We start from the raw sequence: 24,996 nt of genomic DNA, 5'->3' as shown, positions 1-24,996 counted from the left end.
GCCGGGCTGTGAATGCACTGACGGACGCTTAGCCTGCGGATGTGCGCAGTTGCCCATTGGGCAGATGCCTGGCCATCAGTTGCAGCAAGGGAAAGACCACGGCCCAGAGCAACCCCAGGCCAATCAGCGTCGGCCACAACCCATACGGAAATTGCACCCCCGCCAGGCGCCCACCGGCGTAGTACGACAGCGGCCCGCTGAACGCGCCCAACAGGCTCGCCAGCCACCAGGGCCTGGCGCACCAGGCCAGGCAATGGCGCAAGGTGGTGCCCAGCAGGGCCCAGAGCAGCATCAGCCACAGCGGAATCAGCAACGTGACTTCCTTGAACTGAAACACCCCCAGCCAATGCAGGAAGCTGTCGATCGAGATCCCGAACAGCATCACGCTGAAGATCAGTCGACCCTCTTCGGCCCACTGGTTTATCCACAGCAAATGAACCATCAGCACGCCCAGCCCCAGCAGCAGCCAGGGGCCGTCACCGCCCATCACGCAGGCGAACCAGCCCAGCTGGAACAGCCCCGCATTGGCCAGGCGTTTACGCATTGAAGCGTCCCAGCAACGGCTCGGGGGCCGCCGCAGGCTTGGCCAGCAGCAACTGTGCGGTGCCGATGGTGCGTTCCAGGAAGCCACCTTCGCAGTAGCACAGGTAGAACTCCCACAGCCGCAGGAAGTACTGGTCGTAACCCAGTTCGACCAGGCGCCCATGGGCGCGGCGGAAGTTCTCGTGCCACAGGCGCAGGGTGCGCGCGTAATGCAGGCCGAAGTCCTCCATGTGCAGCAGATTCATGTCGGTGTCGCGGCTGACGATCTCCAGCATCTTCTGCACGCAGGGCAGGGCGCCGCCGGGGAAGATGTAGCGCTGGATGAAGTCGACGTTGTTTTTCGCCTGCTCATAACGCTGGTCGCGGATGGTGATGGCTTGCAGCAGCATCAGGCCGTTGCTCTTGAGCAGGTGTGCGCACTGCTTGAAGTAGGTCGGCAGGAAGTGGTGGCCGACGGCTTCGATCATCTCGATCGACACCAGCTTGTCGTACTGCCCGGTGAGGTCGCGGTAATCCTCCAGTAGCAGGGTCACCTGGTCTTGCAGGCCCAGTTGGTCGATGCGCTGGCGGGTAAAGGCGAACTGCTCCCTGGACAGGGTCGTGGTGGTGACCTTGCAGCCATAGTTCTGCGCGGCGTACAGCGCCATGCTGCCCCAGCCGGTGCCGATTTCCAGCAGGTGGTCGGATGGTTGCAGGGCAAGCTTCTGGCAGATGCGCTCCAGCTTGTTCAATTGCGCCTGCTCCAGGGTGTCTTCGCTGCTGCGAAACTGCGCCGCCGAATACATCATGGTCGGGTCGAGAAACTGTTCGAACAGCTCATTGCCCAGGTCGTAGTGGGCAGCGATGTTTTTCTGCGAGCCCTTGCGCGTATTGCGGTTGAGCCAGTGCAGGCCCTGGATCAACGGCCGGCCCAATTTGGCCAGTCCGCCCTCCAGGCCATCAAGTACCTCCAGGTTGCTGACAAACACCCGTACCACGGCGGTCAGGTCCGGGGTGCTCCAGTAGCCGTGGATAAAGGCTTCGCCGGCGCCGATCGAACCGTTGCTGGCGACCAGGCCCCAGACTGCCGCATCGAGAATATGAATCTCCCCCAGCAGCTTGGCTCCGGCACTGCCGAACACATGGCGTTCGCCGTCCTCGATCAGCACCAGTTGTCCGTGCTTGAGCTGTGCCAGCTGACGCAGCACGCCACGGCGCAGGAGATTGCCGGTCAGGCCATTGGTGCTCAACAGGCTGGCCTTGGCCGATACGCTAGAGGATTTCATGGCGGCGATCCTTGGGTTGTACAGCGGCGGTTTTATAGGTGCCATCGGCAGCCTGATGGGAAACAAGGGGAATGCGTTTGAGCAGCAGGCGCAGGGCTTGCCAGTAGATGGCCAGGCAGGTCTTGGCGGTCATCCACGGAAAGCGCCGCAGGTAGGCGTGCAAGCTGGAGCGGTCGAGAGCCTGGCGTTGCAGGTTGAGGGTGGCGTCAAACAGCTTGAACTCGCCCTGCCAGTCGGCCATGTGCACCCCCAGGCGCTCGCCGGGGGGGCTGAAGCTCATGCGGTATTCCAGGTCCCGGGGCATGAACGGCGAGACATGAAAGGCCTTGGCCACAGCGAAGTGCTGGTGCTCGGCGGTCGTCGCAGCCTGGGCCGGCAGCACGTAGTGATAGCGCTCGCGCCACGGGGTGTTGGTGACTTCACAGAGAATCGCCGCCAGTTGCCCGTCGCTTTCGAAACAGTAGAAAAAGCTCACCGGGTTGAACGCCAGGCCCCAACTGCGGACCTGGGTCAACAGGCACACCGCGCCGCCGGGTACATGGCCGATGGCGGCCGCCACCTGCTGGCGCACAGCATCGATCAGGGGCATGCCCTGGCTGGTGAAGGCCTTCAGGTAATCGCTTTCGCGCAGGGAAAACGGCGCAAAACGGCTGCTGCCAGCCAGGGGCGAGAGGCTGAACACCTGCTCTTGTTCATCCAGATCCAGGTACAGCAGGCCGATGCGATAGCGAAACGCGTGGCACTTGGGCGCAAAGCGTCGATGGCCGATCCAGCCGCTGTACAGGGCGCTGTTCACAATTGCTCCCCGAACGCCTGGGCCACGCGCAGGGCGCTGACCACGCCGTCTTCATGGAAGCCGTTGGCCCAATAGGCACCGCAGTAGAAGCTGTGTTGCGCGCCTTGCAACTCTTGCCAGCGACCCTGGGCGGCCACTGCGTCGAGGCTGTATTGCGGGTGAGCGTAGGTGTAGCGCGCCAGGACCTTGGAGGGGTCGATGGCGGCGCTCTGGTTGAGGCTGACGCAAAAGGTGGTCGAGCTTTGCAGGCCCTGGAGGATGTTCATGTCATAGGTGACAGCCGCCTGGGTGTCGCTGCTGCCGTCCAGGCGATAGTTCCAGCTGGCCCAGGCCAGCTTGCGTTGCGGCAACAACCGGGTGTCGGTGTGCAGCACCACGTCGTTGTCGGCATAGGGCAGGGCGCCGAGGATCTCCCGCTCGGCATCGCTGGGCGCGGCCAGCAGGCTCAGGGCCTGGTCGCTGTGGCAGGCGAACACCACTTTGTCGAAGCGTTCGCTGCCGGCGGCACCGTGGATCAGCACGCCGGACAGGTCGCGCTCGACCCGGCTGACCGGGCAGTTCAGGCGAATGCGCTCGCGAAACGTGGCACTCAGCGGTTCGATATAGCGGCTGGAGCCGCCTTCGATCACGCACCACTGCGGGCGATTGCTCACCGACAGCAGGCCGTGGTTCTTGAAGAAGCGCACAAAGAACTGCAACGGAAAGCCGTGCATCTCCACCAGAGACATCGACCAGATCGCCGCGCCCATGGGCACGATGTAGTGCTGGATAAAACGCTCGCCGTAGCCCTGGTCTCGCAGGTAGTCGCCGAGGGTGGTGTCGGGCGCGATCCGCTGTTGCTGCAAGTCGCGCAGGGCCTCTTTATTGAAGCGCAGAATGTCCCGTAGCATGCCCCAGAACCCCGGCGACAGCAGGTTGCGGCGCTGGGCGAACAGGCTGTTGAGGTTATTGCCGTTGTACTCCAGCCCCGATTGCGCATCGCACACCGAGAAACTCATCTCGGTGGGTTTGAACGGCACGCCGATCTGCCCCAGCAGGCGAATGAAGTTGGGGTAGGTCCAGTCGTTGAACACGATAAAGCCGGTGTCCACCGCGTGGGTTTCGCCCGCCACGCTGACATCCACCGTGTGGGTATGGCCGCCAACCCAACTGCCGGCCTCGAACACCGTGATGTCGTGGCGGCGATTGAGCAGGTAGGCGCTGGTCAGCCCGGAGATGCCGCTGCCGATGATGGCGATTTTCATGAGGCGCTCCCGGTCGGCGAGGCGTTGCGTGCCATACGTTTGCCGATCGCCAGTTGCCAGCGCCCCGGCAGCCAGGACAGCAGTTTGAGACCGGCGATAAAGCCGGCCGGAAAGGCGATCTCCAAAGGCCGCTGTGACAGGTGCTGGTTGATATGGCGTGCCGCCTTGGCGGCCGGCCAGCTCATGGGCATGGGGAAGTCGTTGCGGGCGGTGAGCGGGGTTTCGACAAAGCCTGGGCTGACCACGGTCACATCGATGCCCTCGGCCGCGAGGTCGATACGCAGCGATTGCAGCAGGTAGCGCAAGGCGGCCTTGGAGGCGCCGTAGGCTCCGGCCCGGGGCAGCGGCAGGTAGGTCACCGAGCTGGCGACACCCACCAGGTGCGGCCGATTGCCGGCGCGCAGCAAGGGCAGGGCGGCTTCGATGCAATGGCAGCTGGCCGTCAGGTTGCTGCGCATCACGTGCTCGACCAGTTCGGCCTTGAACTGCTGCACGTCAATGTATTCACAGGTGCCCGCATTGAGAATCGCCGTGTCCAGCGCGCCCCACGCCAGGGCGATCTGTTCGCCGATCTGGCGCACCTGCTCGGGGTCGGTGAGGTCGCCCGGCACCACCAGCACTTGTCCGGGAAAGCGCAGCGCCAGGGCATCGAGCGGGGCACGGGTGCGCGCGCTGAGGGCCAGGTGCGCGCCGCCCAGCAACAGTTCTTCAGCGAGTGCCGCGCCGATACCGCTGCTGGCGCCGGTCAGCCAGATACGCCGGGGCATGGCCGCCTTCATCCGATTCTCCTTTTCAGCCAGGCGATCACCCGGCCGATGATGGGCAGGTGCTGATACAGCAGCGCGCCGGCGTCGAAATAGTCGTGGTGGCGATAGACCCGACCGTTGCGCCACTGCAGGTGGGAGCAGCCATCGACGTGGATGGTCTGGCCGGCATTGAGTCGAGGGTGGCTGTAGCTCATGGTCCAGCGCAGGTAACCCTGGCCGTCGTCCACCTGGTCCATGCCGGAAAAGACGAACTGCAAATGGCTGACGTTGGCGTACAGCTCGCTGAAGTATTCACGCAGGCGCGGCAACCCCTGCACCTCGTGCAGCGGGTCGGTGAACTGGATGTCCGGGCTGTACAGCGAGTACAGGCGCTCGAGGTTATGTTTGTCGAGGCTGGCAAAGACGCGGGCGAAGTCGCGCAGGAATTCACTCATGGCCGGCTCCGACATCCATCCGTGGCGGCAGGCTCTTGAAGGCCGCCAGGGCGCGTTCGCGAGACTGCGACAGGTTGACGATCGGCGCTGGGTAATCGGCCACGCCGAACAGGCCACCCATGGCCGCCGGGTTGTGCACGTCCTTTTTGTTCAGCGCCGCCAGTTGCGGCAGCCAATGCTTGATAAAGCGCCCTTCGCTGTCGAACTTCTGCGATTGACTCAGGGGGTTGAAGATACGGAAGTAGGGCGCCGAATCAGTCCCGGTGGAGGAACTCCATTGCCAGCCGCCATTGTTCGCCGCCAGGTCGCCGTCGATCAGGTGACGCATGAAAAAGCGTTCGCCTTCACGCCAGTCAAGCAACAGGTTTTTGGTGAGGAACATCGCCACCACCATCCGCAGGCGATTGTGCATCCAGCCGGTTTCCAGCAATTGGCGCATGGCGGCGTCGATGATCGGCAGGCCGGTGCGCGCCTCCTGCCAGGCCGCCAGTTCCTCGGGAGCGTGGCGCCAGGCCACGGCTTCGGTTTCCGGGCGAAAGGCGCGGTGCCGCGAGACCCGTGGGTAGCCCACCAGGATGTGTTTGTAGAATTCGCGCCACAGCAGTTCGTTGATCCAGGTGACGGCGCCGACGCTGCCACTTTCGAACTCGCCCTGATTGGCTTGCAGCGCTGCATGCAGGCATTGGCGTGGCGACACCACTCCTGCAGCCAGGTAAGGCGACAGCTGGCTGGTGCCGGGTTTGGCGGGGAAATCCCGCTCGCCCTGGTAGTAGTCGATCTGGGCATCGGCGAAATGCTCCAGGCGTTTGCGCGCCTGATCTTCACCGGCGGGCCAGAGATCGCGCAGGCTTTGGCTGGGACGGGCGAAACCTTCGACCTGCTGCGGCACCGGGTCGGCTTTCAAGGCCATCGGGGCTTGCACCCGAGGGACGCTGACCAGGCCCGGCAAGCTGCCGTGCAAACGGCTGTAGCAGACTTTGCGAAACTGGCTGAAGACTTGGAAATAGGTGCCGCTCTTGGTCAGTACGCTGCCCGGCTGAAACAGCAATTGATCGAGGTAGTTGTGGAAGCCGATGCCGTTGTTTTCCAACTTCTCGGCCACCGCCGCATCGCGCCGGCTTTCGTGAATGCCGTATTCGTCGTTGCAGTGCAGGCCCTGGATCTGCAGCTCCTGGCACAGGTTCAACAACACGTTGGGTGCCTGATCCCAGGTGGCGGCGTGGCGGATCAGCAGCGGGATGTTGCGTTCGCCCAGGGCTTCGCTCAGCCGGTGCAAGTTGCGCAGCCAGAAGTCGACTTTGCACGGCGCGTCATCGTGGGCCAACCACTGTTCCGGGCTCAGCAGGTACACGGCCACGGTCGGGCCGCGTGCGGCAGCGGCGCTGAGGGCGGTGTTGTCATGTAGGCGCAGGTCACTGCGTAGCCAGATCAGTTGCATGGTGATTCCTGGATCAGAGAAGTCCTCGCTGGGTCAGGGCCTGGTGTGCCGAGATCGGGTCTTCGGCCAGGAACAGATCAGCGATTTCAGTGGTACATACGGTCAGTTCGGCGCAGTGGATGCATACCGTTGGTCCGGCAATCAATGTCGGGCAGTTCAGCCCGCTCAGCAGCCGTGGCAGCTGCCCGAGGTGAATGGACTTGCTCGAATACAGCAGCACGCACCGGGCCTGCAGGTGCTCGGCGGCCAGGGCCAGTTCGCCGACGGGCAGCGGCCAGTCGAAGACTTCCACCGGGCAGTCGGCGCTGCTGATCAGCCAGGCGCTGAGCCACAGGTGCGGCTCCAGCGGCAGGTCCGAGTGGTTGATCAGCAGCAGCGGTGCGCCTTGCAACTGGCGGTTGTTGTGATAGATCCGCGCGCCCAGCTTGCTGCGCAGCCAGGAGTAGAAAAACACCCGCTCCATCTGCGCGCCGAACTGGCCTTGCCAGCGTTGTTCGAGCTCGGCCAGCAGGGGGATCAAAAGCTGTTCGCACAGGGTTCGGGGTGGATACAGGGCCATGGCCTGGTTGAAGGTGTCGTCGACCTTGCGCTCGGCCAACTGGCTGATGGCCAGGGTCAGGCTCTGGCGCAGGCTATGCCAGTCGTTTGCCGCCGGCACGCTGAAGGCCGGGGTGGAGCCCAGCAGGTGCTTGACCTGACTCACGGCAACACCGCGATTGAGCCAGGTGAGAATGGTCAGGATCTGTTGCACATGCTCTTCGGAAAACAGCCGGTGGCCCTTGGGGGTGCGCTGCGGCACGATCAGGCCGTAGCGCCGTTCCCAGGCGCGCAGGGTGACCGCGTTGACGCCGGTGCGGCGCGCCACTTCCCGGATCGGCAGCCAGCCCTGTTCCAGCGCCTGACCGTAGTCGGTGGCGGTTTGCGGATCATCGGATGCAGGTTCGCTCATGGCTCAGATCGCATTGCGCAGGCTGAGGTTTTCCGGGTGTGGCTGCAGGTAGACCTGCTGCGCCACGTACGGGTCCGGATGCTGGCGCAGGTGGTGCTTGAGCAGGGTCAGCGGCACCACCAAGGGGATGATGCCGTGGCGGTACTGGCCGATCAGTTGCTGCATTTCCTGGCGGTCGTCGGCGCTGATGGTCTGCTTGAAATAGCCGCTCAGGTGCTGCAGGACATTGGTGTGGGTGCCGCGGGTGGCGCATTTTTTCAGCGCGCTCATCAGCTCGCTGAAATACTGCGGGCCGATCAGTGCTGGGTCGCCCTTGCCCATGCTGCCCAGCAGGTGGCCCAGGCTTTTGTAGTGCAAGGGACTGTGGGCCATGAGCAGGTATTTGTAGCGCGAGTGGAATTCCATCAGGCCACGGCGGGTCAGGCCTTGCTTGAGCAACTCCTGCCAGGCGCTGTAGGCGAATACCCGGGTCAGGAAGTTTTCCCGCAGCACCGGGTCGTTGAGGCGGCCGTCTTCTTCCACCGGCAGATTGGGGTGTTTGGCGCAGAACGCCTGGGCGTAGATGCCGCGTCCGCTGTGCTCGGCGGGCCGCCCTTTGTCCTGATAGACCTTGACCCGCTCCATGCCGCAGGAGGGGGATTTCTGCATCAGGATATAGCCGCAGATGTCGCCCAGTTCGGCCGCCATCCGGGTGCCGTAATCAGCCAGCGGCTGAGTCACGTCGAGCGTGCGGTCAACGGTGCCGACGGCTTGCGGCTGCTGTGGATCGCCGACCAGGCGGATCGGCTCGCGGGGGGTGCCCAGGCCGATCGCGACTTCGGGGCATACCGCAACGAAGTCGAAGTACTCGCTCAGGACTCGGCTGCACAGACGAGATTCCTTGTGCCCGCCGTTGTAGCGCACCTCGGCGCCCATCAGGCAGGCGCTGATGGCGATTTTCGGTTTGCTCTGGGGAACGGTGATATCGGGCATCAAGGCACCTCCGGCCAATACCTGTACAGAATTAATACCCTGTACAACTTTGCTCTATCATAGATTCAAAGCTGTACAAGTCAAATAATCTGTATAGGTATTTGCATGAGGGCCTAGGGCGTTATTTCCAGCCCATCTGCCACTGGCTGTCGTTTTGCAGGTCCTGCCAGTTCAAGCGTTGGCAGCGGCGGGTGAGGACCGCTTGCAATTCGACTTGCAGCACGGTGCCTTCTTCGTCGCAGAACAGTTCGCTGACCAGAAAGTGTTTCTCGCGGTTTTGCGGGAGGGCTGCCGTCCATTTCGACAGCAGCAACTTGCGTGGGTTAAGGCGATTCACTGCAGGTTTTCATGCAGCCGGCGCGCTGCCTCCTGGCCGCTCAACCAGGCGCCTTCGACACGACCGGACAAGCACCAGTCGCCGCAGACATACAGTCCCAGGTCGGCATCGGCCAGGGCGCCCCATTCATGGCTGGTGGCAGGCCGCGCATAGAGCCAGCGGTGGGCGAGGCTGAAGGTCGGCGCTGGCATGGCGCTGTGCAGCAGCTCGGCGAAGGCGCCATGCAATTGCTCGATGACGGCCTCTTTGGGCAGGTCGATGTTCTGTCGGCTCCAGGCGCTGGTGGCATGCAGGACCCAGGTGTCGAGCGTGCTGTCGCGCCCAGGTTTGCTGCGGTTGCGGGCCAGCCAGTCAAGCGGGCTGTCCTGCACGAAGCAGCCTTGCATCGGGGTTTCCAGCGGGGTGTCGAACGCCAGGGCGATGGCCCAGGTCGGGTCCATTTTCACCCCCGCAGCGGCGCCGGCGAGTTTCGGTGCGGCGGCGAGCAGAGCGGTGGCCTGGGGCGCGGGCGTGGCGATGACCACATGGCTGAATGGGCCATGGGTCACGCCTTCGGCATCTTGCAGGTGCCAATGCTGTTCACCGCGAAATACCTCGGTGATGCGGCAGGCGAAGTGCACTTCCATGTCGCCGAGCAGGGCGCGGGTGATGGCGCTCATGCGGGGGGTGCCGACCCAGCGGGTCTGCTCGTCGGGGGAGGGGCTCAGTTGGCCACCATGGGAGTTATACAGTTGCGGGGTCCATTCGGCGACCCAGCCATTGGCCTGCCAGCGCTGGACCTCGGTGACAAAGCGCCGGTCGCGGGCAGTGAAGTATTGCGCGCCCATGTCCAGAGCACCCGCATCGCTGCGTTTGCTCGACATGCGACCGCCACTGCCGCGGCTTTTATCAAAAAGTTGAACGACGTGCCCGGCATCGTGCAACGCCTGGGCAGCTGAGAGTCCGGCAATGCCGGTACCGATAATTGCGATGGGTACAGTCATAGGGGCCTCGTTTACCGTTCTGTACAGACTACGCCGTCGCTAAAACCTGTACAATATTGTTTTGTGGTATAGCTTTTGGCGTGATCGGATGTGCAGGTTGTCTATTGTTAAAACACAGCCTGCCCGATTGAAAAGATCCCTGCCTATAAAAATAGACTAGTGATCGGGCTTAAACGCCACGCAAGGAGGATCTCATGCACATATTGCTGACCGGCGGTACTGGTTTGATTGGCCGTCAGTTGTGTCAGTTCTGGCTAAGCCAGGGTCATCAACTGACGGTCTGGAGTCGCCAGCCGGAAAAAGTCGCGCAGCTGTGTGGCGCCCAGGTGCGGGGTGTCGCGCAGTTGCAGGAGCTGGATCAGCAGCCGCTGGACGCGGTGGTCAACCTGGCCGGGGCGCCGATTGGCGACCGGCACTGGACCCATAAACGCAAGGCGCTGCTCTGGAGCAGCCGTATCGGCCTGACTGAGACACTGCTGGCCTGGCTCGAAACCCGCGAGCAAAAGCCAGGTGTATTGATTTCGGGTTCGGCAGTGGGTTGGTATGGCGATGGCGGTGAGCGTGAGTTGCATGAGGACTCCCCTCCCGTCAGCGAAGACTTCGCCAGCCAGTTGTGTATCGCCTGGGAAGAAACCGCGCAACGCGCCGAAGCCTTGGGCATCCGTGTGGTGCTGGTGCGGACCGGGTTGGTGTTGTCGGCCGAGGGCGGCTTTTTGTCGCGCCTGCTGCTGCCGTTCAAGTTGGCGCTGGGCGGGCCTATCGGCAATGGTCGGCAATGGATGCCGTGGATTCATATCAAGGATCAAATCGCCCTGATTGATTTTCTCCTGCATCGCAGCGATGCCCGGGGTCCTTATAATGCGTGCGCGCCGCAGCCGGTTCGTAATCGCGAGTTCGCCAAGAGCCTGGGCCGCGTCCTGCACCGGCCCGCGATAGTGCCGCTGCCGGCCTTTGCACTGCGCGTGGGGCTGGGCGAGTTGTCGCTGCTGTTGCTGGGTGGCCAGCGCGCGACGCCCGAGCGTTTGCTGGCGGCCGGATTTACTTTTCAGTTCCCTGATTTGCCTGCGGCCCTGGACGATTTATCCAGCCGCCTTTGAAATAGGACGTTGCATGACCGATCACGCGTTGCTCCTGGTCAACCTGGGTTCGCCGGCTTCCACCTCGGTGGCGGATGTGCGCAGCTACCTCAATCAATTCCTGATGGACCCGTACGTGATCGACCTGCCGTGGCCGGTGCGACGCTTGCTGGTGTCGCTGATCCTGATCAAGCGCCCGGAGCAGTCGGCCCATGCCTACGCTTCGATCTGGTGGGAAGACGGCTCGCCGCTGGTGGTGCTCAGCCGCCGCCTGCAGCAGGCGATGACGGCGCAATGGACCCAGGGCCCGGTTGAGTTGGCCATGCGCTACGGCGAGCCGTCGATTGAGTCGACCTTGGTGCGCCTGGTGGCCCAGGGGCAGAAAAAGATCACCCTGGCGCCGCTGTATCCACAGTTCGCCGACAGCACCGTGACCACGGTGATCGAAGAGGCGCGGCGGGTGATCCGCGACAGGAAGCTGGATGTGCAGCTCTCGATACTGCAGCCGTTCTACGATCAGCCCGAATACCTCGACGCTCTGGTGGCCAGTGCCAAGCCGTACCTGGAGCAGGAACACGATCACCTGCTGCTCAGCTTCCACGGTTTGCCCGAACGTCACCTGACCAAACTCGACCCCACCGGCGAGCATTGTTTCAAGGATGCCGACTGCTGCAAGAATGCCTCGCCGCAAGTCCTGGCCACCTGTTATCGCGCGCAATGCCTGCGGACCGCCGCGCTGTTCGCCGAGCGCCTGGGCCTGGCGGCGGGTACCTGGTCGGTGTCGTTCCAGTCGCGCCTGGGGCGCGCCAAATGGATAGAACCCTACACCGAGGCGCGCCTCGATGAGTTGGCCAAGCAGGGGGCAAAGAAAATCCTGGTGATGTGCCCGGCATTCGTTGCCGACTGCATCGAGACCCTGGAAGAAATCGGCGATCGCGGCCTGGAACAGTTCCGCGAAGCGGGGGGCGAGGAATTGGTGCTGGTGCCGTGCCTCAATGACAACCCGCAATGGGCCAAGGCCCTGAACACGCTCTGCGAGCGCGCCCCTCTGGCGCTCTAAGTCGACCTGTAGCCGCTGCCGAGCTGCGCTGGCCCTCAAATCCACTCCGGGATAAAAGGCCCAGCACAGCCAGCAGTCGCTATAAGTACGCGCCAATGGCCGCAGCCATCAGATCAGCGGTTCATCGCCTTTCTTGTGCTTCCAGCTGTCATTGCCCGGCAGGATCAGGTTCAGCGCAATCGCCACTACGGCGCACAGCGCAATCCCCTTGAGTCCGAAGTCATCCGGCCCGGTGCCGGTTCCCACCAGCACGCCGCCAATCCCGAACACCAGGGTCACCGAGACAATCACCAGATTGCGCGCTTCCCCCAGGTCGATCTTGTGGCGGATCAGGGTGTTCATGCCGACCGCGGCAATCGAACCGAACAGCAGGCACAGGATCCCGCCCATCACTGGGACCGGAATGCTTTGCAGCAACGCGCCGAACTTGCCGATAAACGCCAGGCTGATGGCGAAAATCGCCGCCCAGGTCATGATCTTCGGGTTGTAGTTCTTGGTCAGCATCACCGCGCCAGTGACTTCGGCGTAGGTGGTGTTGGGCGGGCCGCCAAACAGGCCGGCAGCAGTGGTGGCAATGCCGTCACCGAACAGGGTGCGGTGCAGGCCGGGTTTTTTCAGGTAGTCGCGACCGGTCACGCTGCCGACGGCAATTACCCCGCCGATGTGCTCGATGGCCGGGGCCAGCGCCACCGGGACGATAAACAGGATCGCCTGCCAGTTGAACTCCGGCGCGGTGAAGTGGGGCAGGGCCAGCCAGGGCGCGGCGGCGATTTTCGCGGTGTCGACCACGCCGAAGTAGAACGACATGGCAAAACCCACCAGCACCCCGGAGATGATCGGCACCAGGCGGAAAATCCCTTTGCCGAATACGGCGACGATCAGGGTGGTCAGCAGCGCTGGCATCGAGATCAGCATCGCGGTCTGGTAGTGGATCAGCTCGGCGCCATCCCCACCCTTGCCCATCGCCATGTTGGCGGCGATCGGCGCCATGGCCAGACCGATGGAAATGATCACCGGCCCGATCACCACCGGCGGCAGCAGGCGGTCAATGAAACCGGTGCCCTTGACCTTCACCGCCAACCCCAGAAAGGTGTAGACGAAGCCCGCGGCCATCACGCCGCCCATGGTCGCGGCCAGGCCGAACTGCTGCTTGGCGAGAATGATCGGGGTGATGAAGGCAAAGCTCGACGCCAGGAACACCGGCACCTGGCGCCGGGTCACGACCTGAAACAACAGAGTCCCGAGACCCGCCGTGAACAGCGCCACGTTGGGGTCGAGACCGGTAATCAGCGGCATCAACACCAACGCGCCAAAGGCCACGAAGAGCATCTGCGCGCCCGAGAGCACCTGGCGCCAGAGCGGATCGTTGAACTCATCCTGCATGATCAGGAATCCTTCTGCTTGGTACCGAAGATCTTGTCGCCGGCATCACCCAGGCCAGGGATGATGTAGCCGTGTTCATTGAGTTTCTCGTCGATCGAGGCGGTGTAGATGGTCACGTCCGGGTGTGCTTTTTCCACGGCGGCGATGCCTTCGGGAGCGGCCACCAGGACCATGGCGCGGATATCCCGGCAGCCAGCCTTTTTCAGCAGTTCGATGGTGGCGACCATCGAGCTGCCGGTGGCGAGCATCGGGTCGATGATCATGGCCAGGCGTTCGTTGATCTCCGGAACCAGTTTTTCCAGGTAGGTGTGGGCCTGCAGGGTTTCTTCATTGCGGGCCACGCCGACGGCGCTGACCTTGGCTCCCGGGATCAGGCTCAGCACGCCTTCGAGCATACCGATGCCGGCGCGCAGGATCGGCACCACGGTGATCTTCTTGCCGGCAATTTTTTCGACCTGGACAGTGCCGCACCAGCCTTCGATATCGTAGGTTTCCAGGGGCAGGTCTTTGGTGGCTTCGTACGTCAGCAGGGCACCGACTTCCTGAGCAAGCTCGCGAAAGTTTTTGGTGCTAATGTCTGCGCGGCGCATAAGGCCAAGTTTGTGTCGGATCAGCGGATGGCGGATCTCACGGATGGGCATAGGGAAAGGCTCCGGCGGCGGGCAAAAAAACCGGCCTAGATTAATCTATCCGAGGGTGTTGTCCTATAGACATACAGTACGTTAGTCCAGAAAGGCTTGATCTGGCCCGGCGGGATGCGTACCTTTGCCCGCTTTTCCGAAACCGCCACCCCCTTGGAGAGCGCCATGTCCGCTGATCTCGAGCATATCCGTCAAATCATGCGAGAGGCCGACTGCCTGTACACCGAAGCTGAAGTCGAGGCGGCCATCGCCCGGGTCGGTGCACGCATCAATGAAGAATTGGCTGAGCGCAATCCTGTGGTGTTCTGCGTGATGAACGGCGGCCTGATTTTCTCCGGCAAGCTGCTGACTCACCTGAAGTTCCCGCTGGAAGCTTCCTACCTGCACGCCACCCGCTATCGCAATGAAACCAGCGGTGGCGAGCTGTTCTGGAAATCCAAGCCGGAAGTGTCCTTTATCGACCGTGACGTGCTGATCATCGACGACATCCTCGACGAAGGTCACACCCTGGGCGCCATCATCGACTTCTGCAAGCATGCCGGCGCCCGCGCTGTGCACACCGCCGTGCTGATCGACAAGGACCACGACCGCAAGGCACGCCCGGACCTCAAGGCCGATTACGTCGGCTTGCCATGCATCGACCGTTACATCTTCGGTTACGGCATGGATTACAAAGGCTACTGGCGCAACGCCGCAGGCATCTTCGCCGTCAAAGGCATGTAAGTCATGAACCAGCCGAGCTTTCTCGACCAATCGCTGTTCGCCGAATTGGCCGAGAAGGCCGCGGCCAGCCCCCGGGGGCGGCAGCACCATAACTTCCATCAGATGGAAGAGCCGTGTCACCGCATGGCGGTCGGCCTGCAACCGGCGACCTACATTGCGCCCCATCGTCATCTGAGCGCCGACAAGGCAGAAACCCTGCTGGTGCTCAAGGGGCGTCTGGGGCTGCTGGTGTTCGACGAGGCGGGCCAGGTCCTGGCCAAGCGCGTGCTGCAGGCCGGTGGTGAGTGTGTCGGTGTCGACCTGCCCGCCGGGGTGTTCCATGGCCTGGTGGTGCTGGAGGCTGACAGCCTGATGTTCGAATGCAAATCCGGTCCCTACCGTCCGGTGGGCGAGGGCGAGATGGCCAGTTGGGCACCCCGCGAAGGCGAGCCCGCAGTGGCCCAATACCATGCCTGGATGCGCGCCCAGTTCGATTGATCCCCGCCCACATCTGTGGCCGCTGCCGAGCTTGACGAGGCTGCGCTGGGCCTGTCCAGGCGCCCCTTGTTTTCCTGATGGCTCACGGCGTCAGGTGCGGCCAGCGCAGCCTGCGGCAGCGACTCCAGCGTGGGGGTGAAAAGGCGTGCTAGAGTGGTCGGCCCTTGCCTGGAGCCTGTCATGAGCCTGTTGATTCGCAGTAGCGCGGCCCTTCTTTTGACCCTGAGCCTGCCTCTGGCGGCAGCCCCGGCGCCGATGCATGCGCAGTTTCTGCCACCCGATGACCTGACCCTGCGCGATTCCGTCCCCGAGCAACAGCAGCTGTTGCAGGTCACCGAATATTCGGTGGTGGTCGGCAGCCAGCGCCAATCCAATCAGCAGCCGATCCCCGTGACTTCGCCCTTGCTGGTGCGCCTCAAGGGCAAGCCGCTGAACAAGGGCGCGACCATCGGCCAGGTACTGGTGAATTTCGACGGCGAAAGCAAAAGCCTGAAAAAGCCGATCTACGACCCCCAGAGCAAGACCCTGACCCTGTATTACCCCCTGGCCCAATACCGGGTGGTGATGGATCTGTTGCGCAACGACACGGTGTATTGCCAATTCCTGAGCTATGCCAACGGCCATATCTGGGCGGACTTGCACACCGGAGCCACACGCCCGCGTTGAGACCCGACGCCGCCTGGGGGTAAACTGCCCGCCCCGTGAAATGTCTGCGAGCTGGAGTCGGCAATGCGTAAAGATAAGAAGCAATTGATTGGTGACGAGATCGGCGATGAGCAGATCAAACTGTTCCTCGATTTCGAGCCGGTCGACGCCACTTCACCCTCCCTGCACAAGCTGATCAAGGCCTACCGCGGCCTGCGCATCGATGACTTCGAACGTTTCCTGACGTTCTTCCTCGAAGCCGGTTACGACCTGGACGGCAAGGACGAGCACGGCCAGGACTTCGTGAGCCTGATCGCCGACCAGCGCAATGGCGCCGATTACATTGAGCTGATCGAAAAAGCTCGCGGCTGAAGGAGAGGGTAGAGGCATTGGTTTCTACCGACCCTGATCCAAGGCCAAAAAAAACGCCCCGCTCTCAACGAGAACGGGGCGTTTTTTATGCAGCAGGCATCAAGCGTAGCTTTCGGCCTGGTTGCTTTGCTCGACCAACTCGAGGCTGACGTTGTTTTCGCTGTTGATCTTGCGATACAGCGCAGCGTCGGTTTCCAGGGTCTTTTCCCGTGCCGGGAAGATTTCCTTGAGCTTTTCGGCCCACTCGCCGCTGGCCTTGCTCGGGAAGCAGCGTTCGATCAGGTCGAGCATGATCGACACCGTCACCGAAGCGCCCGGGGAAGCCCCCAGCAGAGCGGCCAGAGAGCCGTCCTTGGCCGCGACCAGTTCGGTGCCGAACTGCAGGACGCCGCCTTTCTTCGGATCTTTCTTGATGATCTGCACCCGTTGACCGGCCACTTCCAGGCGCCAGTCTTCGGCCTTGGCTTCAGGGTAGAAGCGGCGCAGGGATTCCAGGCGCTGCTCCATGGACTGCATGACTTCGCTGACCAGGTACTTGGTCAGGTCCATGTTGTCGCGGGCCACGGCCAGCATCGGGCCGATATTGCCGGCGCGAACCGATAGCGGCAGGTCGAGGAACGAACCGTGCTTGAGGAACTTGGTGGTGAAACCGGCATAAGGCCCGAACAGCAGGGACTTCTTGCCATCGACCACACGGGTGTCCAGGTGCGGCACGGACATCGGTGGCGAACCCACGGCAGCCTGGCTGTAGACCTTGGCCTGGTGCTGCTTGACCACTTCCGGGTTGTCGCAACGCAGCCACTGGCCGCTGACGGGGAAGCCGCCGAAGCCTTTGCTTTCCTCGATGCCCGAAGCCTGCAGCAACGGCAGTGCCGCGCCACCCGCGCCGAGGAAAACGAATTTGGCATCGACTTCACGGCTGTTGCCGTTGTTCACGTCCTTGATGCTGACGGTCCAGCCGGCGCCGTTGCGCTTGAGACCGGTGACACGCTTGCAGTACTTGACCTGGGCATCGGGTGCGCTGGTCAGGTGCTTGAGCAACTGATTGGTGAGGGCGCCGAAGTTGACGTCGGTACCGTTCAGCACGCGGGTCGCGGCAATGGTTTCGTCCGCCGGGCGGCCGGGCATCATCAGCGGCATCCACTCGGCCATCTTGGCCTTGTCTTCGGTGTATTCCATGTCCGCGAAGGCGTGGTGCTGGCTCAGCACTTCAAAACGCTTCTTGAGGAAGGAAACGCCTTTGTCGCCCTGCACGAAGCTCAGGTGCGGTACCGGGCTGATAAAGGACTTGGACGAGCCGAAGGTGCCTTTCTTGGTCAGGTAGGACCAGAACTGCTTCGACACCTCGAACTGGGTGTTGATGTGCACCGCTTTCTTGATGTCGACAGAGCCATCGGCGGCCTGAGGCGTGTAGTTCAGCTCACAGAGGCCGGCGTGGCCGGTACCGGCGTTGTTCCACGGGTTGGAACTCTCCGCGGCCCCCGAATCCATCAACTCGACGACTTCCAGCTTTATTGCGGGGTCGAGTTCTTTGAGCAGTACTGCGAGGGTGGCACTCATGATGCCGGCCCCAACCAATACGACGTCTACTGCTTCGTTATGCGCCATTAACGCGTCTCCAAAATCTGCAGCACCAAATTGACGGCATAGCTGCCAGGAGTGACGGGGCGTTCAGTTCTGCCCCAGGTACCCATGGCCAGGATCGCCATGTCCGAATCTTCGCAATTTTTTGCAACTTCTGCGGACGCTGCCATTCGGGCCTCAAGCTGCGTATGAACGCATCTTCGGGTATCCCAGGCAATTCGACTTATGGTCAAGACGTCCGTTCGTGCAACCAAATCCGTAGCGGACAGGCTTCAAGCGCAGCTATATGAGGAAGGCTCGGTCCTGTGTAGTCGGGGTGTTGTAGACGCTAATGGTGCTTGTACTGACGCAAAACTATTCATTTGCTCGCCACACTCTTGTGAAGTTGTGAAAACCCGTTTTTTTCACGCTCTTTTGAAGACGTGAACCTCAAAAAAGGGCTACCTCAGCCTGGCACCGGGCCCGAACGCTGGTGCCAGCATGGATGCATGACAGGCACAACGGGCATACAACTCAGTGTCCGAGCAAGGATAGCTCTGGCAGATTCGCGAAAAGTGGGGTTTGCAGGAGGAACAGCAAGCGCCAGCTTCACTCGATCTGTGTGGGCGGCTCTCTGTGGGCGGTGCGGGGTGCCAATACAAGCGCATCAGCGGTGCTGCGAGGCCCGATCAGGAGACGTCCTTATAATCGGGGGGAGATTGTAACGAAGAAACGCGCAGAAATGATCCTGTTAAATGACTTTTATTAGCCTTTTGGTCAGGTGGCCAGTACCTGTTGCCCCCGTGGCCGGGCAATGCGCGGGCTGACACGGGCGCTGGCAGGCAGGGGCTGATGCAGCCAGTTGAGGCGGATTTCGTCGATTTCCACCCAGCCATCGCCGGTCGGCGGCAGGCTGCAATGCTTGAAGGCCTGGCAGCGACCCTGTTGATCGAGCAGGGCAAAGCTGCGGTGTTTCTGGCGCGGTGCGAACAAGGACCAGAGAAAGTGCATGGCGAAATACCTGTTGGGCAATTGCGAGTTAGGATGCCGGTCAAGCGTTACAGCTCAATGTGACGCTTATGTCGGAAATATTACGTGAACCGACATGTACCGGACCTGTCTGAGCCTTGACTAAACCTGTTCTGAAGCTGGTTAGCCGTTGCCGAGCACCGCTATACTGCGCCCCTGTTTGTGCCTGATTTCTGGAGAGATGAGCATGTTGCAACGTTTGTTGTTCGGTTTGATCACTGTGACCAGCTTGACCCTGGCTGGCTGCGCCCACAGCCCGCAACAACTCAGCCCGGAACCGAAACTCACGACTCAACTGGCGCCCGTAGGGCATGGCCAGCCGGTGGTGGTGCGGGTGGTCGACGGTCGGCCTTCGCCAACCCTGGGCACCCGTGGTGGTCTGTATCCGGAAACCAGCGCGATCACTGTGCAGGGCGCGCAGATCCTGCCCAAGCTGCAGGCCCAGGCCGAAGCGGCCGTGCGTCTCCTGGGGTTCACCCCGACCAGCAATGCCTACAACGCGCCGCAGTTGACCGTTACCCTGGCCGAACTGAAGTATCAGTCGCCCAAGGAAGGCCTGTATGTCACGGAAGCCACCATCGGCGCGACCTTCCGCTCTGATGTGCAAAATGCCAACCGTCGCTACAGCGGCCGCTACGGCGCTTCCCTGGACCAGCGTTTCGGCATGGCGCCGAACCAGGAAACCAACACCAAGCTGGTCAGCGACGTGTTGAGCGATGCCCTGACCCGCCTGTTCAAGGACCCGACCGTGGGTCAGATCCTCGGCGAGTAACCTGCGCCCAATCGCTGGCTCAGGCCCGCGGGGCACAAAAAAGCCCGGTCTTCAGTGATGAAGCCGGGCTTTTTTATGCCTGAGGTTTATCCAGGCCCGAGATCACGCCGCCTCGACGTAGAAATCCAGCACGCTGACCCCGGTCAGCAAGTCGGTTTCCGGAAGGTCGGCGTGCTGATGCCCACCCAGGGCGCAATACACCAGCCAGTGCCGGTCCTGCACGTTGAACGCCAGGCTGCCGACCAGCGTCTGCTGCTCATCACTCTGGGCGATCAGATAAAGACGATCCTGGTTTTCTGCGTGCAGCATGATGTTCTCCGTGGTGTATCGAGGGGCAACAGACTGGCCTGTTTAGATGACGAACAGATGACCGGGTAAATTAATCGGCGCAAATTTTGTTTTTTGTCGGAAATAGCAGGTGATTACCGGCGCTTTGGGTAGAATTCGCGCCGCTAGACCATCGCCCGGCGCTGAGGCCGGGTTCACTCGAGGTTCCCGATGTCGCTGCATGTGATCTGGTCGTTGTTCAACGCTCACCCCGCCAAACTGCTCAACCTGCTCGCGCTGCTGTTTGCCTGCCCGGGCAGCTGGGTCCTGCACGCCACGCGCCGTCGTGAACAGCGCGCATTGGCCAGCCTGGAAGCACAAAGCGCCAGCCGCAGCATCGATCAGCCCTTGCTGTTGCTGGATGTGGCCACCTTGCGCATGAACCGCTTCTTCTACCGTTTCGGTTTTGCCTGCCTGGCCCTGGCACTGCTGGTGTCCTGGATCAGCACACGGTTTTGACCCGCGAACACTGAGGGTGACAGACACAACAACGGCGCCTTGGGGCGCCGTTGTGGTTTTGCGAGCTTGGGTTACAGCGCCAGCCCGGCCTTGACCCGGTACTGGTTGCGTACCGGGGTCGCGTATTGCAGCACCAGGTACGGCCGATGGTCCACGGGGCAGGCTTCCAGGCGCCGTTGCCATTCCTCCTCGGCCTTGGCCAGCTCCTGGGCAGGGAACACGTCCTTGGCCGCGGGCACCTGCAACTGCGGGTCGGCATCACTCCACTGGGCATACGCCAGGTAATGCACCGGGAACAGGCGATATCCGCCGAGAATCTGCCGGTCCATCTCCACCGCCAATTGCTTGGTGTCTTCGAACAGTTCGCTGATAGGGGCGGCGAAGTTGACGTGGACCCGGCCCTTGTAGCCGGTGATGCCCTTGGCGATGCTCACATCGTCCTCGCCCGGCACCTTGGTGTAGGTGCCCGTGGTGGCGCGGATAAACAGTTCACGGGCCTTGGCCTGGTCGCAGGGGTCGTATTCGTAGCTGATCGAGACCGGGGTCAGGTTCAGCGACTGGATGACTTCGCCGAACGGCTCATCCTTGCGGCTCATGTGGAACATCTTGAGGATCGCCGACTCGGTGCGATCATCACCGTCCTTGGCGCGGCCTTCGGCCTGGGCGATCCAGATCGAAGCGCAATCATTGCGGATCGAGTGGTTGATGTAGGCCGACAGCAATTGGTAGGCGGCCATTTTTTCCCGACGCCCGGTAATCGAGCGGTGCACGATAAAGCTCTTGTTCAGGCGCATCAGGTCGCTGACAAACGGCTTTTGCAGCAGGTTGTCGCCAATCGCGATGCGCGGGGTCGGCAGGCCGGCGTGATACACGGCGTAGTTGACGAAGGCCGGGTCCATCACGATGTCGCGGTGGTTGGCGATAAACAGATAGGCGCTGCCGGACTTGAATTGTTCGACGCCGGTATAGGTCACGCCGTCGGTCGCGCGCTCGATGGTGTGGTCGACGTAGTACTCGACCTTGTCCTGCAGGGTGGCTACCGAAGTCACGCCGGCGAACTCGCGCCGCAGTCGATGAGCTATAAGAGGTTTGAGCAACCAGCCGAAGGCGCCGGCAAAGCGCGGGAAGCGGAAGTGGGTGAGGATATCTAGAAACGCCTTGTCGCCGAGCAGTCGAGCCAGCACCGCTGGGACTTCGCTGTCGTCGTAAGGTCGGATGGCATCGAATTCGCCCATCATGCTCTCTTGTTGGAAACGGCTAGGGTAAGAAAAGGTTTGGATCGAAAAACGGCCGGGCACGGTCTGAAAAGTAAGCTCAAACAAAAATAGCCCTGCGAATAGACCGGCGATTATACGCACAAGTCACTCTGGAGACCGCGATGCTGGAAACCGAGCACTACTCCTGTCCCTATTGCGGCGAAGAAGCCGAGGCCGTGCTGGATTTGTCCGGCGGCGATCAAACCTATATCGAAGACTGCCCGGTGTGCTGCCGGCCCATTGTATTCAGGCTACAAACCGACGGTCAGGAATGGATGCTCGATGTTCACAGTGAAAACGAATGATGGGGTGGCCGTATGCAGCGCATCTACGAACCGGAAAACCTGATGGAGGGCGAGTTGCTGCAGAGCATGCTGGCCAGCGAAGGGGTCGAGGCGCATCTGGCGGGGCGCGACCTGCTGGGTGGCGCCGGCGAGTTACCGGTGTTCGGATTGCTTGGGCTGACGGTGCCAAACGATCAGGCGCAATACGCACGGGAGCTGATCGCTGCGTACAATGCGGCCCTGCCGATGCCCTTTGAAGAGCCGGAAAACTTTGCCGGCGTGCTGGTCTGTTAGGCTGGCCGCCTATTTGTCGAGAGTTGTATTGCCCTCATGTGTGGACGTTATGCCCTGTTTCGCTGGAACCCCGCGTTTGCGGCCTTGCCCGGGTTTCCGGCGGATCAGCAGGCGCAGTGGAATATTTCGCCCAACGACTCGGTGCTGATCATGCGCGCCGAAGCTGAGCAGCGCACCCTGGCGCGGGCTCGCTGGGGCCTGACCCCGCCCTGGTTGACCGACCTGTCACGCACCCCGGCCCACGCCCGGGCTGAAACCCTGGCCGAGCAACCGATGTTTCGCGAGGCATTTCGTCAGCGGCGCTGCCTGCTGCCGGCCAATGGGTTCTATGAATGGCGGGGTGGTACGCGCAAGCGCCCGTATTGGCTGACCCCGGGAGAGGGCTCAGCGCTGTTTTTTGCCGCGATCTGGGAAGCCTACCCGGTGCAGGAGCAGGTTTGGCTGAGTACCGCGGTGGTGACCCAGGCCGCGTCGAACCAGCGCCGACCGCTGATTCTCGATGCCGAGGGCCAGGCTGCCTGGCTGGATCCGCAAACACCGTTGCCGGTCCTGCATGCCTTGCTCGCCAGTCCTCCGGCGGCGTTGCGCGAACGGGTACTGGCCAATCTGGTGAATGACCCGAAACTCAATGCCCCCGAGTGCCTGACGCCGGGTTGAACCGGCTGGCGCCCCGGAGCGCCGGCCTATCCTGCGCGAGCAAGCCGCAGTAGCGGAGGCTGGCGCAGGGTCTTGTCAAACCTTGAACTGGTTGATCAGGCGCCGCTGCTGTTCGGCCAGTTTGGTCAGGCCCGCACTGGCTGCGCTTGATTCGTCGGCACCGCCGGCCACTTCATTGGCCACCTGGCCGATATTGATCACGTTGCGGTTGATGTCCTCGGCCACGGCGCTCTGTTCCTCGGCGGCGCTGGCGATCTGGGTGTTCATGTCGTTAATCACCGACACCGCTTGAGTGATGGTCTCCAGCGCTTCGGCGGCCTTGGCCGCGTGCTGCACGCTCTGGTCGGTCTTGGTCTGGCTGTCTTCCATGACCCGCACCACGCCGCGCGTGCCTTGCTGCAACTGCTGGATCATCGACTGGATTTCTTCCGTGGCCTGCTGGGTCTTCTGGGCCAGGTTGCGCACTTCGTCAGCCACCACCGCAAACCCCCGTCCTTGCTCGCCGGCACGCGCCGCTTCGATGGCGGCGTTGAGGGCCAGCAGGTTGGTCTGCTCGGCGATGCCGCGAATGGCGATCAGGATCGCATTGATGTTTTCGCTGTCCTTGGCCAGGGTCTGTACCACGCCGACCGCCTTGCCGATTTCAACGGCCAGGGCGCCGATCGAAGTCGAGGTCTCGCGCACGATCTGCATGCCCTGACTGGCGGCCTGGTCGGCGTGGGTCGCGGCTTGTGCGGCCTGGGTCGCATTGCGCGCCACGTCCTGGGCGGTGGCGGTCATTTCGTGCACCGCGGTGGCCACTTGGTCGATTTCGACCATCTGCTTATGCACGCCCTGATTGGTGCGGATGGCGATATCGGCGGTGTGCTCCGAGGAGTCACTGACACTCTGCACCGAGCTCACCACCTGGGTGATCATCGCCTGCAACTTGGCCAGGAAGGTGTTGAAGCCCTTGGCGATCGAACCCAGTTCGTCGACCCGATCGCTGCTCAGGCGGCGAGTCAGGTCGCCTTCGCCTTGGGCGATATCGTCGAGCATGGCCACCATCTGCTTCAGCGGGCGAGCGATTCCGCGACCGACCAGCCAGATCACCAGCAGGCCGACGCCGGCCACCAGCAGGCCAACCATCGCCATGCCGAACGTGTCGGCCTGGCGTTGCGCAGCCAGATCGTTCTGCAGTTTTTGCAGGTCGGCCATTACCGCGTTCAGGGGCAGGTGCAGCATCAGGGTCCATTGGGCATCGGTCTGGCCAATGCCAAAGGGCAGGTAGACTTCGATTTCGTTGCCGGCCTGGTCGACGCTGTAGGCCACTTCACCGCGCTTGAGGTGATTCAGCCTGGCCAGCTTGTCGCCTTGCAGGATGCTGCTGACCGGCTCGCCGAATTTGCCCGAGTCCCGGGTATAGGCCACCAGCCGCCCGTTACCGCCGATCAGGGCCATTTCCCCGGCGCCGTCATAGAGTGTGTGGTTCGCTGCCAGGAGCATGTCCTGGATGAAGTTCACCGAGAGGTCGGCGCCGACGATGCCCTGGAACGTGCCATTGAGCATGATCGGTTGAATGAAGGAGGCGAGCATCACGACCTTGTCCCCGACCTTATAGGGTGCCGGATCGATCACGCAGGGCTTTTTGCTTTCCTTGGAGCACAGGTAGTACTCGCTGGCGCGCACGCCGGTGGAGAGCAGCTTCTGGTCGTCGACGTCTGCCAGTTTGTCCAGGCCCAGGCTGCCGTCTTCATTGCGGAACCACCAGGGCAGGAAGCGGCCGTTGGCGGCGTCGATCCCCACCACCTGGGAGCCGACGTAGGCGGCGTCGTTCTGGTCGATGGCGTTTTTTTCCCAACCGACGTAGGCGCCGAGAATTTTCGGGTTCTGTGCGACGTTTTCCTTGATCAGGCCGATCAACTGTTCGCGACTCAGGCTCAACTGGGGGGTGCCTTGGCTGCCCGGGTTTCCCATCAGGGCGTTGACCCGCACCAGGCCGCTGGCAATCAGCAATGGCGCTTCCAGTTCACGCTGGATCTGGCTGGCCTGGTTCTGGGCCAGTGTGCTCAGGCGCTGCTCGATAACCTGCTCGAACTGGGCCTGGGTGCGGGCTTGCACCATGTCCTGGGTCCGGGCGCCGGCGAACAGTGCGTAGAGCACCAGGGCCGCAACCACGCTGAGGACGATGGCGCCGGCCAGGGCGGCCACGGAAAACTGGATCGACTTGAATTTCATAGGGGCTCCGGTCGCAGGAATGGCGTCTGCCGT

At 62.3% G+C, this 24,996-nt stretch carries 29 protein-coding genes; 11 read left to right on the top strand and 18 right to left on the bottom strand.

Annotated elements, in window-relative coordinates; translation table 11 throughout:
* Nucleotides 1-28: 28 nt before the first annotated feature.
* The 11 genes from AC19YX_RS18460 to AC19YX_RS18410 all read right to left on the bottom strand — a co-directional run bounded on the left by AC19YX_RS18460 (nucleotide 29) and on the right by AC19YX_RS18410 (nucleotide 9,728).
* A complete protein-coding gene (locus tag AC19YX_RS18460; RefSeq protein ID WP_500606732.1) occupies nucleotides 29-544 on the bottom strand; it encodes a DUF2878 domain-containing protein in 516 nt (171 codons plus the stop codon).
* A complete protein-coding gene (locus tag AC19YX_RS18455; RefSeq protein WP_078472439.1) occupies nucleotides 537-1,808 on the bottom strand; it encodes an SAM-dependent methyltransferase in 1,272 nt (423 codons plus the stop codon). The genes AC19YX_RS18460 and AC19YX_RS18455 overlap by 8 nt, the downstream gene beginning before the upstream one ends.
* Complete coding sequence (locus AC19YX_RS18450; RefSeq protein ID WP_500606731.1) at nucleotides 1,795-2,604, bottom strand: DUF1365 domain-containing protein; 810 nt, start codon at nucleotides 2,602-2,604, stop codon at nucleotides 1,795-1,797. Before AC19YX_RS18450 ends, AC19YX_RS18455 begins: the two co-directional genes overlap by 14 nt.
* Nucleotides 2,601-3,848, bottom strand: coding sequence for an NAD(P)/FAD-dependent oxidoreductase (locus AC19YX_RS18445; protein WP_500606730.1), 1,248 nt, complete (start codon nucleotides 3,846-3,848; stop codon nucleotides 2,601-2,603). The genes AC19YX_RS18450 and AC19YX_RS18445 overlap by 4 nt, the downstream gene beginning before the upstream one ends.
* Nucleotides 3,845-4,627, bottom strand: coding sequence for an SDR family NAD(P)-dependent oxidoreductase (locus AC19YX_RS18440; protein WP_201127897.1), 783 nt, complete (start codon nucleotides 4,625-4,627; stop codon nucleotides 3,845-3,847). The genes AC19YX_RS18445 and AC19YX_RS18440 overlap by 4 nt, the downstream gene beginning before the upstream one ends.
* Nucleotides 4,624-5,049, bottom strand: a complete 426-nt coding sequence (locus AC19YX_RS18435) for a nuclear transport factor 2 family protein (protein ID WP_421548743.1) — start codon at nucleotides 5,047-5,049, stop codon at nucleotides 4,624-4,626. Before AC19YX_RS18435 ends, AC19YX_RS18440 begins: the two co-directional genes overlap by 4 nt.
* Nucleotides 5,042-6,487, bottom strand: coding sequence for a deoxyribodipyrimidine photo-lyase (gene phrB / locus AC19YX_RS18430; protein ID WP_201127894.1), 1,446 nt, complete (start codon nucleotides 6,485-6,487; stop codon nucleotides 5,042-5,044). Before phrB ends, AC19YX_RS18435 begins: the two co-directional genes overlap by 8 nt.
* A 13-nt stretch (nucleotides 6,488-6,500) precedes the next feature.
* A complete protein-coding gene (locus tag AC19YX_RS18425) occupies nucleotides 6,501-7,436 on the bottom strand; it encodes a MerR family transcriptional regulator (protein WP_201127893.1) in 936 nt (311 codons plus the stop codon).
* 3 nt (nucleotides 7,437-7,439) lie between these two features.
* Nucleotides 7,440-8,408 (bottom strand): YbgA family protein, encoded by a 969-nt coding sequence (locus AC19YX_RS18420; RefSeq protein ID WP_078472432.1) that lies wholly within the window; start codon nucleotides 8,406-8,408, stop codon nucleotides 7,440-7,442.
* 121 nt (nucleotides 8,409-8,529) lie between these two features.
* Nucleotides 8,530-8,745: a TIGR02450 family Trp-rich protein gene (locus AC19YX_RS18415; protein WP_078472431.1), complete on the bottom strand. Its 216-nt coding sequence runs from the start codon at nucleotides 8,743-8,745 to the stop codon at nucleotides 8,530-8,532.
* The gene (locus AC19YX_RS18410) at nucleotides 8,742-9,728 is read right to left on the bottom strand and encodes an NAD(P)/FAD-dependent oxidoreductase (RefSeq protein WP_020297624.1); all 987 of its coding nucleotides are present in this window, start codon (nucleotides 9,726-9,728) and stop codon (nucleotides 8,742-8,744) included. Before AC19YX_RS18410 ends, AC19YX_RS18415 begins: the two co-directional genes overlap by 4 nt.
* A gap of 194 nt (nucleotides 9,729-9,922) precedes the next feature.
* Here AC19YX_RS18410 and AC19YX_RS18405 point away from each other — a divergent pair, with 194 nt between their 5' ends.
* Nucleotides 9,923-10,825 (top strand): TIGR01777 family oxidoreductase, encoded by a 903-nt coding sequence (locus tag AC19YX_RS18405; protein WP_078472429.1) that lies wholly within the window; start codon nucleotides 9,923-9,925, stop codon nucleotides 10,823-10,825.
* Nucleotides 10,826-10,838: 13 nt separating this feature from the next.
* The gene (hemH, locus tag AC19YX_RS18400; RefSeq protein WP_078472428.1) at nucleotides 10,839-11,864 is read left to right on the top strand and encodes a ferrochelatase; all 1,026 of its coding nucleotides are present in this window, start codon (nucleotides 10,839-10,841) and stop codon (nucleotides 11,862-11,864) included.
* A 108-nt stretch (nucleotides 11,865-11,972) separates the two neighbouring features.
* Here hemH and AC19YX_RS18395 read toward each other — a convergent pair whose 3' ends face one another.
* The gene (locus AC19YX_RS18395) at nucleotides 11,973-13,247 is read right to left on the bottom strand and encodes a uracil-xanthine permease family protein (RefSeq protein WP_078472427.1); all 1,275 of its coding nucleotides are present in this window, start codon (nucleotides 13,245-13,247) and stop codon (nucleotides 11,973-11,975) included.
* 2 nt (nucleotides 13,248-13,249) lie between these two features.
* On the bottom strand, nucleotides 13,250-13,888 hold the full coding sequence (gene upp, locus AC19YX_RS18390; protein WP_020297619.1) for a uracil phosphoribosyltransferase: 639 nt from the start codon (nucleotides 13,886-13,888) through the stop codon (nucleotides 13,250-13,252).
* Nucleotides 13,889-14,053: 165 nt separating this feature from the next.
* Between upp and AC19YX_RS18385 the strand changes: the two genes are divergently transcribed.
* The 4 genes from AC19YX_RS18385 (at nucleotide 14,054) to AC19YX_RS18370 (ending at nucleotide 16,105) form a co-directional block, all read left to right on the top strand.
* Complete coding sequence (locus AC19YX_RS18385; RefSeq protein WP_020297618.1) at nucleotides 14,054-14,611, top strand: hypoxanthine-guanine phosphoribosyltransferase; 558 nt, start codon at nucleotides 14,054-14,056, stop codon at nucleotides 14,609-14,611.
* A 3-nt stretch (nucleotides 14,612-14,614) separates the two neighbouring features.
* Nucleotides 14,615-15,088, top strand: coding sequence for a WbuC family cupin fold metalloprotein (locus AC19YX_RS18380; RefSeq protein ID WP_500606729.1), 474 nt, complete (start codon nucleotides 14,615-14,617; stop codon nucleotides 15,086-15,088).
* A gap of 180 nt (nucleotides 15,089-15,268) precedes the next feature.
* The gene (locus AC19YX_RS18375; RefSeq protein WP_500606728.1) at nucleotides 15,269-15,754 is read left to right on the top strand and encodes a hypothetical protein; all 486 of its coding nucleotides are present in this window, start codon (nucleotides 15,269-15,271) and stop codon (nucleotides 15,752-15,754) included.
* 63 nt (nucleotides 15,755-15,817) lie between these two features.
* Entirely contained in the window at nucleotides 15,818-16,105 is a 288-nt protein-coding gene (locus AC19YX_RS18370) for a PA4642 family protein (RefSeq protein WP_020297615.1), read from the top strand.
* 99 nt (nucleotides 16,106-16,204) lie between these two features.
* Here AC19YX_RS18370 and mqo read toward each other — a convergent pair whose 3' ends face one another.
* Both mqo and AC19YX_RS18360 read right to left on the bottom strand, forming a co-directional pair.
* Complete coding sequence (mqo, locus tag AC19YX_RS18365) at nucleotides 16,205-17,713, bottom strand: malate dehydrogenase (quinone) (RefSeq protein WP_020297614.1); 1,509 nt, start codon at nucleotides 17,711-17,713, stop codon at nucleotides 16,205-16,207.
* A gap of 732 nt (nucleotides 17,714-18,445) precedes the next feature.
* The gene (locus tag AC19YX_RS18360) at nucleotides 18,446-18,679 is read right to left on the bottom strand and encodes a hypothetical protein (protein WP_020297612.1); all 234 of its coding nucleotides are present in this window, start codon (nucleotides 18,677-18,679) and stop codon (nucleotides 18,446-18,448) included.
* Nucleotides 18,680-18,884: 205 nt separating this feature from the next.
* Here AC19YX_RS18360 and AC19YX_RS18355 point away from each other — a divergent pair, with 205 nt between their 5' ends.
* Complete coding sequence (locus tag AC19YX_RS18355) at nucleotides 18,885-19,469, top strand: YajG family lipoprotein (RefSeq protein WP_020297611.1); 585 nt, start codon at nucleotides 18,885-18,887, stop codon at nucleotides 19,467-19,469.
* Nucleotides 19,470-19,571: 102 nt separating this feature from the next.
* On the opposite strand, the gene AC19YX_RS18350 is transcribed toward AC19YX_RS18355, so the two are convergent.
* Nucleotides 19,572-19,778, bottom strand: coding sequence for a hypothetical protein (locus tag AC19YX_RS18350; protein ID WP_020297610.1), 207 nt, complete (start codon nucleotides 19,776-19,778; stop codon nucleotides 19,572-19,574).
* A 189-nt stretch (nucleotides 19,779-19,967) separates the two neighbouring features.
* Here AC19YX_RS18350 and AC19YX_RS18345 point away from each other — a divergent pair, with 189 nt between their 5' ends.
* On the top strand, nucleotides 19,968-20,255 hold the full coding sequence (locus tag AC19YX_RS18345) for a hypothetical protein (RefSeq protein WP_078472423.1): 288 nt from the start codon (nucleotides 19,968-19,970) through the stop codon (nucleotides 20,253-20,255).
* A gap of 71 nt (nucleotides 20,256-20,326) precedes the next feature.
* Here AC19YX_RS18345 and AC19YX_RS18340 read toward each other — a convergent pair whose 3' ends face one another.
* Nucleotides 20,327-21,493, bottom strand: a complete 1,167-nt coding sequence (locus AC19YX_RS18340; protein ID WP_078472422.1) for a 1-acyl-sn-glycerol-3-phosphate acyltransferase — start codon at nucleotides 21,491-21,493, stop codon at nucleotides 20,327-20,329.
* Between the two features lie 140 nt (nucleotides 21,494-21,633).
* Between AC19YX_RS18340 and AC19YX_RS18335 the strand changes: the two genes are divergently transcribed.
* From AC19YX_RS18335 to AC19YX_RS18325, 3 genes are read left to right on the top strand one after another with little or no spacing between them, the layout of a single operon-like run.
* Entirely contained in the window at nucleotides 21,634-21,816 is a 183-nt protein-coding gene (locus tag AC19YX_RS18335) for a CPXCG motif-containing cysteine-rich protein (protein WP_020297607.1), read from the top strand.
* 12 nt (nucleotides 21,817-21,828) lie between these two features.
* Nucleotides 21,829-22,089, top strand: a complete 261-nt coding sequence (locus tag AC19YX_RS18330; protein ID WP_020297606.1) for a putative signal transducing protein — start codon at nucleotides 21,829-21,831, stop codon at nucleotides 22,087-22,089.
* 36 nt (nucleotides 22,090-22,125) lie between these two features.
* Nucleotides 22,126-22,746 carry an SOS response-associated peptidase gene (locus AC19YX_RS18325; RefSeq protein ID WP_500606727.1) on the top strand — a complete coding sequence of 207 codons (621 nt, stop codon included), beginning with the start codon at nucleotides 22,126-22,128 and terminating at the stop codon, nucleotides 22,744-22,746.
* 75 nt (nucleotides 22,747-22,821) lie between these two features.
* Here AC19YX_RS18325 and AC19YX_RS18320 read toward each other — a convergent pair whose 3' ends face one another.
* Entirely contained in the window at nucleotides 22,822-24,963 is a 2,142-nt protein-coding gene (locus tag AC19YX_RS18320; RefSeq protein ID WP_500606726.1) for a methyl-accepting chemotaxis protein, read from the bottom strand.
* Nucleotides 24,964-24,996: the final 33 nt, after the last annotated feature.

The sequence above is a fragment of the Pseudomonas sp. MF09150 genome (genome assembly GCF_059862355.1).
Note: the sequence above shows the minus strand (reverse complement) of the source record. Positions and strands in the feature narration are given on the sequence as shown.

Bases quoted from the DNA above. Each gene is read 5' to 3' on its own strand.
- AC19YX_RS18460 (WP_500606732.1), bottom strand. From the start codon at position 544: ATGCGTAAACGCCTGGCCAATGCGGGGCTGTTCCAGCTGGGCTGGTTC.
- AC19YX_RS18455 (WP_078472439.1), bottom strand. From the start codon at position 1,808: ATGAAATCCTCTAGCGTATCGGCCAAGGCCAGCCTGTTGAGCACCAAT.
- AC19YX_RS18445 (WP_500606730.1), bottom strand. From the start codon at position 3,848: ATGAAAATCGCCATCATCGGCAGCGGCATCTCCGGGCTGACCAGCGCC.
- AC19YX_RS18440 (WP_201127897.1), bottom strand. From the start codon at position 4,627: ATGAAGGCGGCCATGCCCCGGCGTATCTGGCTGACCGGCGCCAGCAGC.
- AC19YX_RS18435 (WP_421548743.1), bottom strand. From the start codon at position 5,049: ATGAGTGAATTCCTGCGCGACTTCGCCCGCGTCTTTGCCAGCCTCGAC.
- phrB (WP_201127894.1), bottom strand. From the start codon at position 6,487: ATGCAACTGATCTGGCTACGCAGTGACCTGCGCCTACATGACAACACC.
- AC19YX_RS18425 (WP_201127893.1), bottom strand. From the start codon at position 7,436: ATGAGCGAACCTGCATCCGATGATCCGCAAACCGCCACCGACTACGGT.
- AC19YX_RS18420 (WP_078472432.1), bottom strand. From the start codon at position 8,408: ATGCCCGATATCACCGTTCCCCAGAGCAAACCGAAAATCGCCATCAGC.
- AC19YX_RS18410 (WP_020297624.1), bottom strand. From the start codon at position 9,728: ATGACTGTACCCATCGCAATTATCGGTACCGGCATTGCCGGACTCTCA.
- AC19YX_RS18405 (WP_078472429.1), top strand. From the start codon at position 9,923: ATGCACATATTGCTGACCGGCGGTACTGGTTTGATTGGCCGTCAGTTG.
- hemH (WP_078472428.1), top strand. From the start codon at position 10,839: ATGACCGATCACGCGTTGCTCCTGGTCAACCTGGGTTCGCCGGCTTCC.
- AC19YX_RS18395 (WP_078472427.1), bottom strand. From the start codon at position 13,247: ATGCAGGATGAGTTCAACGATCCGCTCTGGCGCCAGGTGCTCTCGGGC.
- upp (WP_020297619.1), bottom strand. From the start codon at position 13,888: ATGCCCATCCGTGAGATCCGCCATCCGCTGATCCGACACAAACTTGGC.
- AC19YX_RS18385 (WP_020297618.1), top strand. From the start codon at position 14,054: ATGTCCGCTGATCTCGAGCATATCCGTCAAATCATGCGAGAGGCCGAC.
- AC19YX_RS18380 (WP_500606729.1), top strand. From the start codon at position 14,615: ATGAACCAGCCGAGCTTTCTCGACCAATCGCTGTTCGCCGAATTGGCC.
- AC19YX_RS18375 (WP_500606728.1), top strand. From the start codon at position 15,269: ATGAGCCTGTTGATTCGCAGTAGCGCGGCCCTTCTTTTGACCCTGAGC.
- AC19YX_RS18370 (WP_020297615.1), top strand. From the start codon at position 15,818: ATGCGTAAAGATAAGAAGCAATTGATTGGTGACGAGATCGGCGATGAG.
- mqo (WP_020297614.1), bottom strand. From the start codon at position 17,713: ATGGCGCATAACGAAGCAGTAGACGTCGTATTGGTTGGGGCCGGCATC.
- AC19YX_RS18360 (WP_020297612.1), bottom strand. From the start codon at position 18,679: ATGCACTTTCTCTGGTCCTTGTTCGCACCGCGCCAGAAACACCGCAGC.
- AC19YX_RS18355 (WP_020297611.1), top strand. From the start codon at position 18,885: ATGTTGCAACGTTTGTTGTTCGGTTTGATCACTGTGACCAGCTTGACC.
- AC19YX_RS18350 (WP_020297610.1), bottom strand. From the start codon at position 19,778: ATGCTGCACGCAGAAAACCAGGATCGTCTTTATCTGATCGCCCAGAGT.
- AC19YX_RS18345 (WP_078472423.1), top strand. From the start codon at position 19,968: ATGTCGCTGCATGTGATCTGGTCGTTGTTCAACGCTCACCCCGCCAAA.
- AC19YX_RS18340 (WP_078472422.1), bottom strand. From the start codon at position 21,493: ATGATGGGCGAATTCGATGCCATCCGACCTTACGACGACAGCGAAGTC.
- AC19YX_RS18335 (WP_020297607.1), top strand. From the start codon at position 21,634: ATGCTGGAAACCGAGCACTACTCCTGTCCCTATTGCGGCGAAGAAGCC.
- AC19YX_RS18330 (WP_020297606.1), top strand. From the start codon at position 21,829: ATGCAGCGCATCTACGAACCGGAAAACCTGATGGAGGGCGAGTTGCTG.
- AC19YX_RS18325 (WP_500606727.1), top strand. From the start codon at position 22,126: ATGTGTGGACGTTATGCCCTGTTTCGCTGGAACCCCGCGTTTGCGGCC.
- AC19YX_RS18320 (WP_500606726.1), bottom strand. From the start codon at position 24,963: ATGAAATTCAAGTCGATCCAGTTTTCCGTGGCCGCCCTGGCCGGCGCC.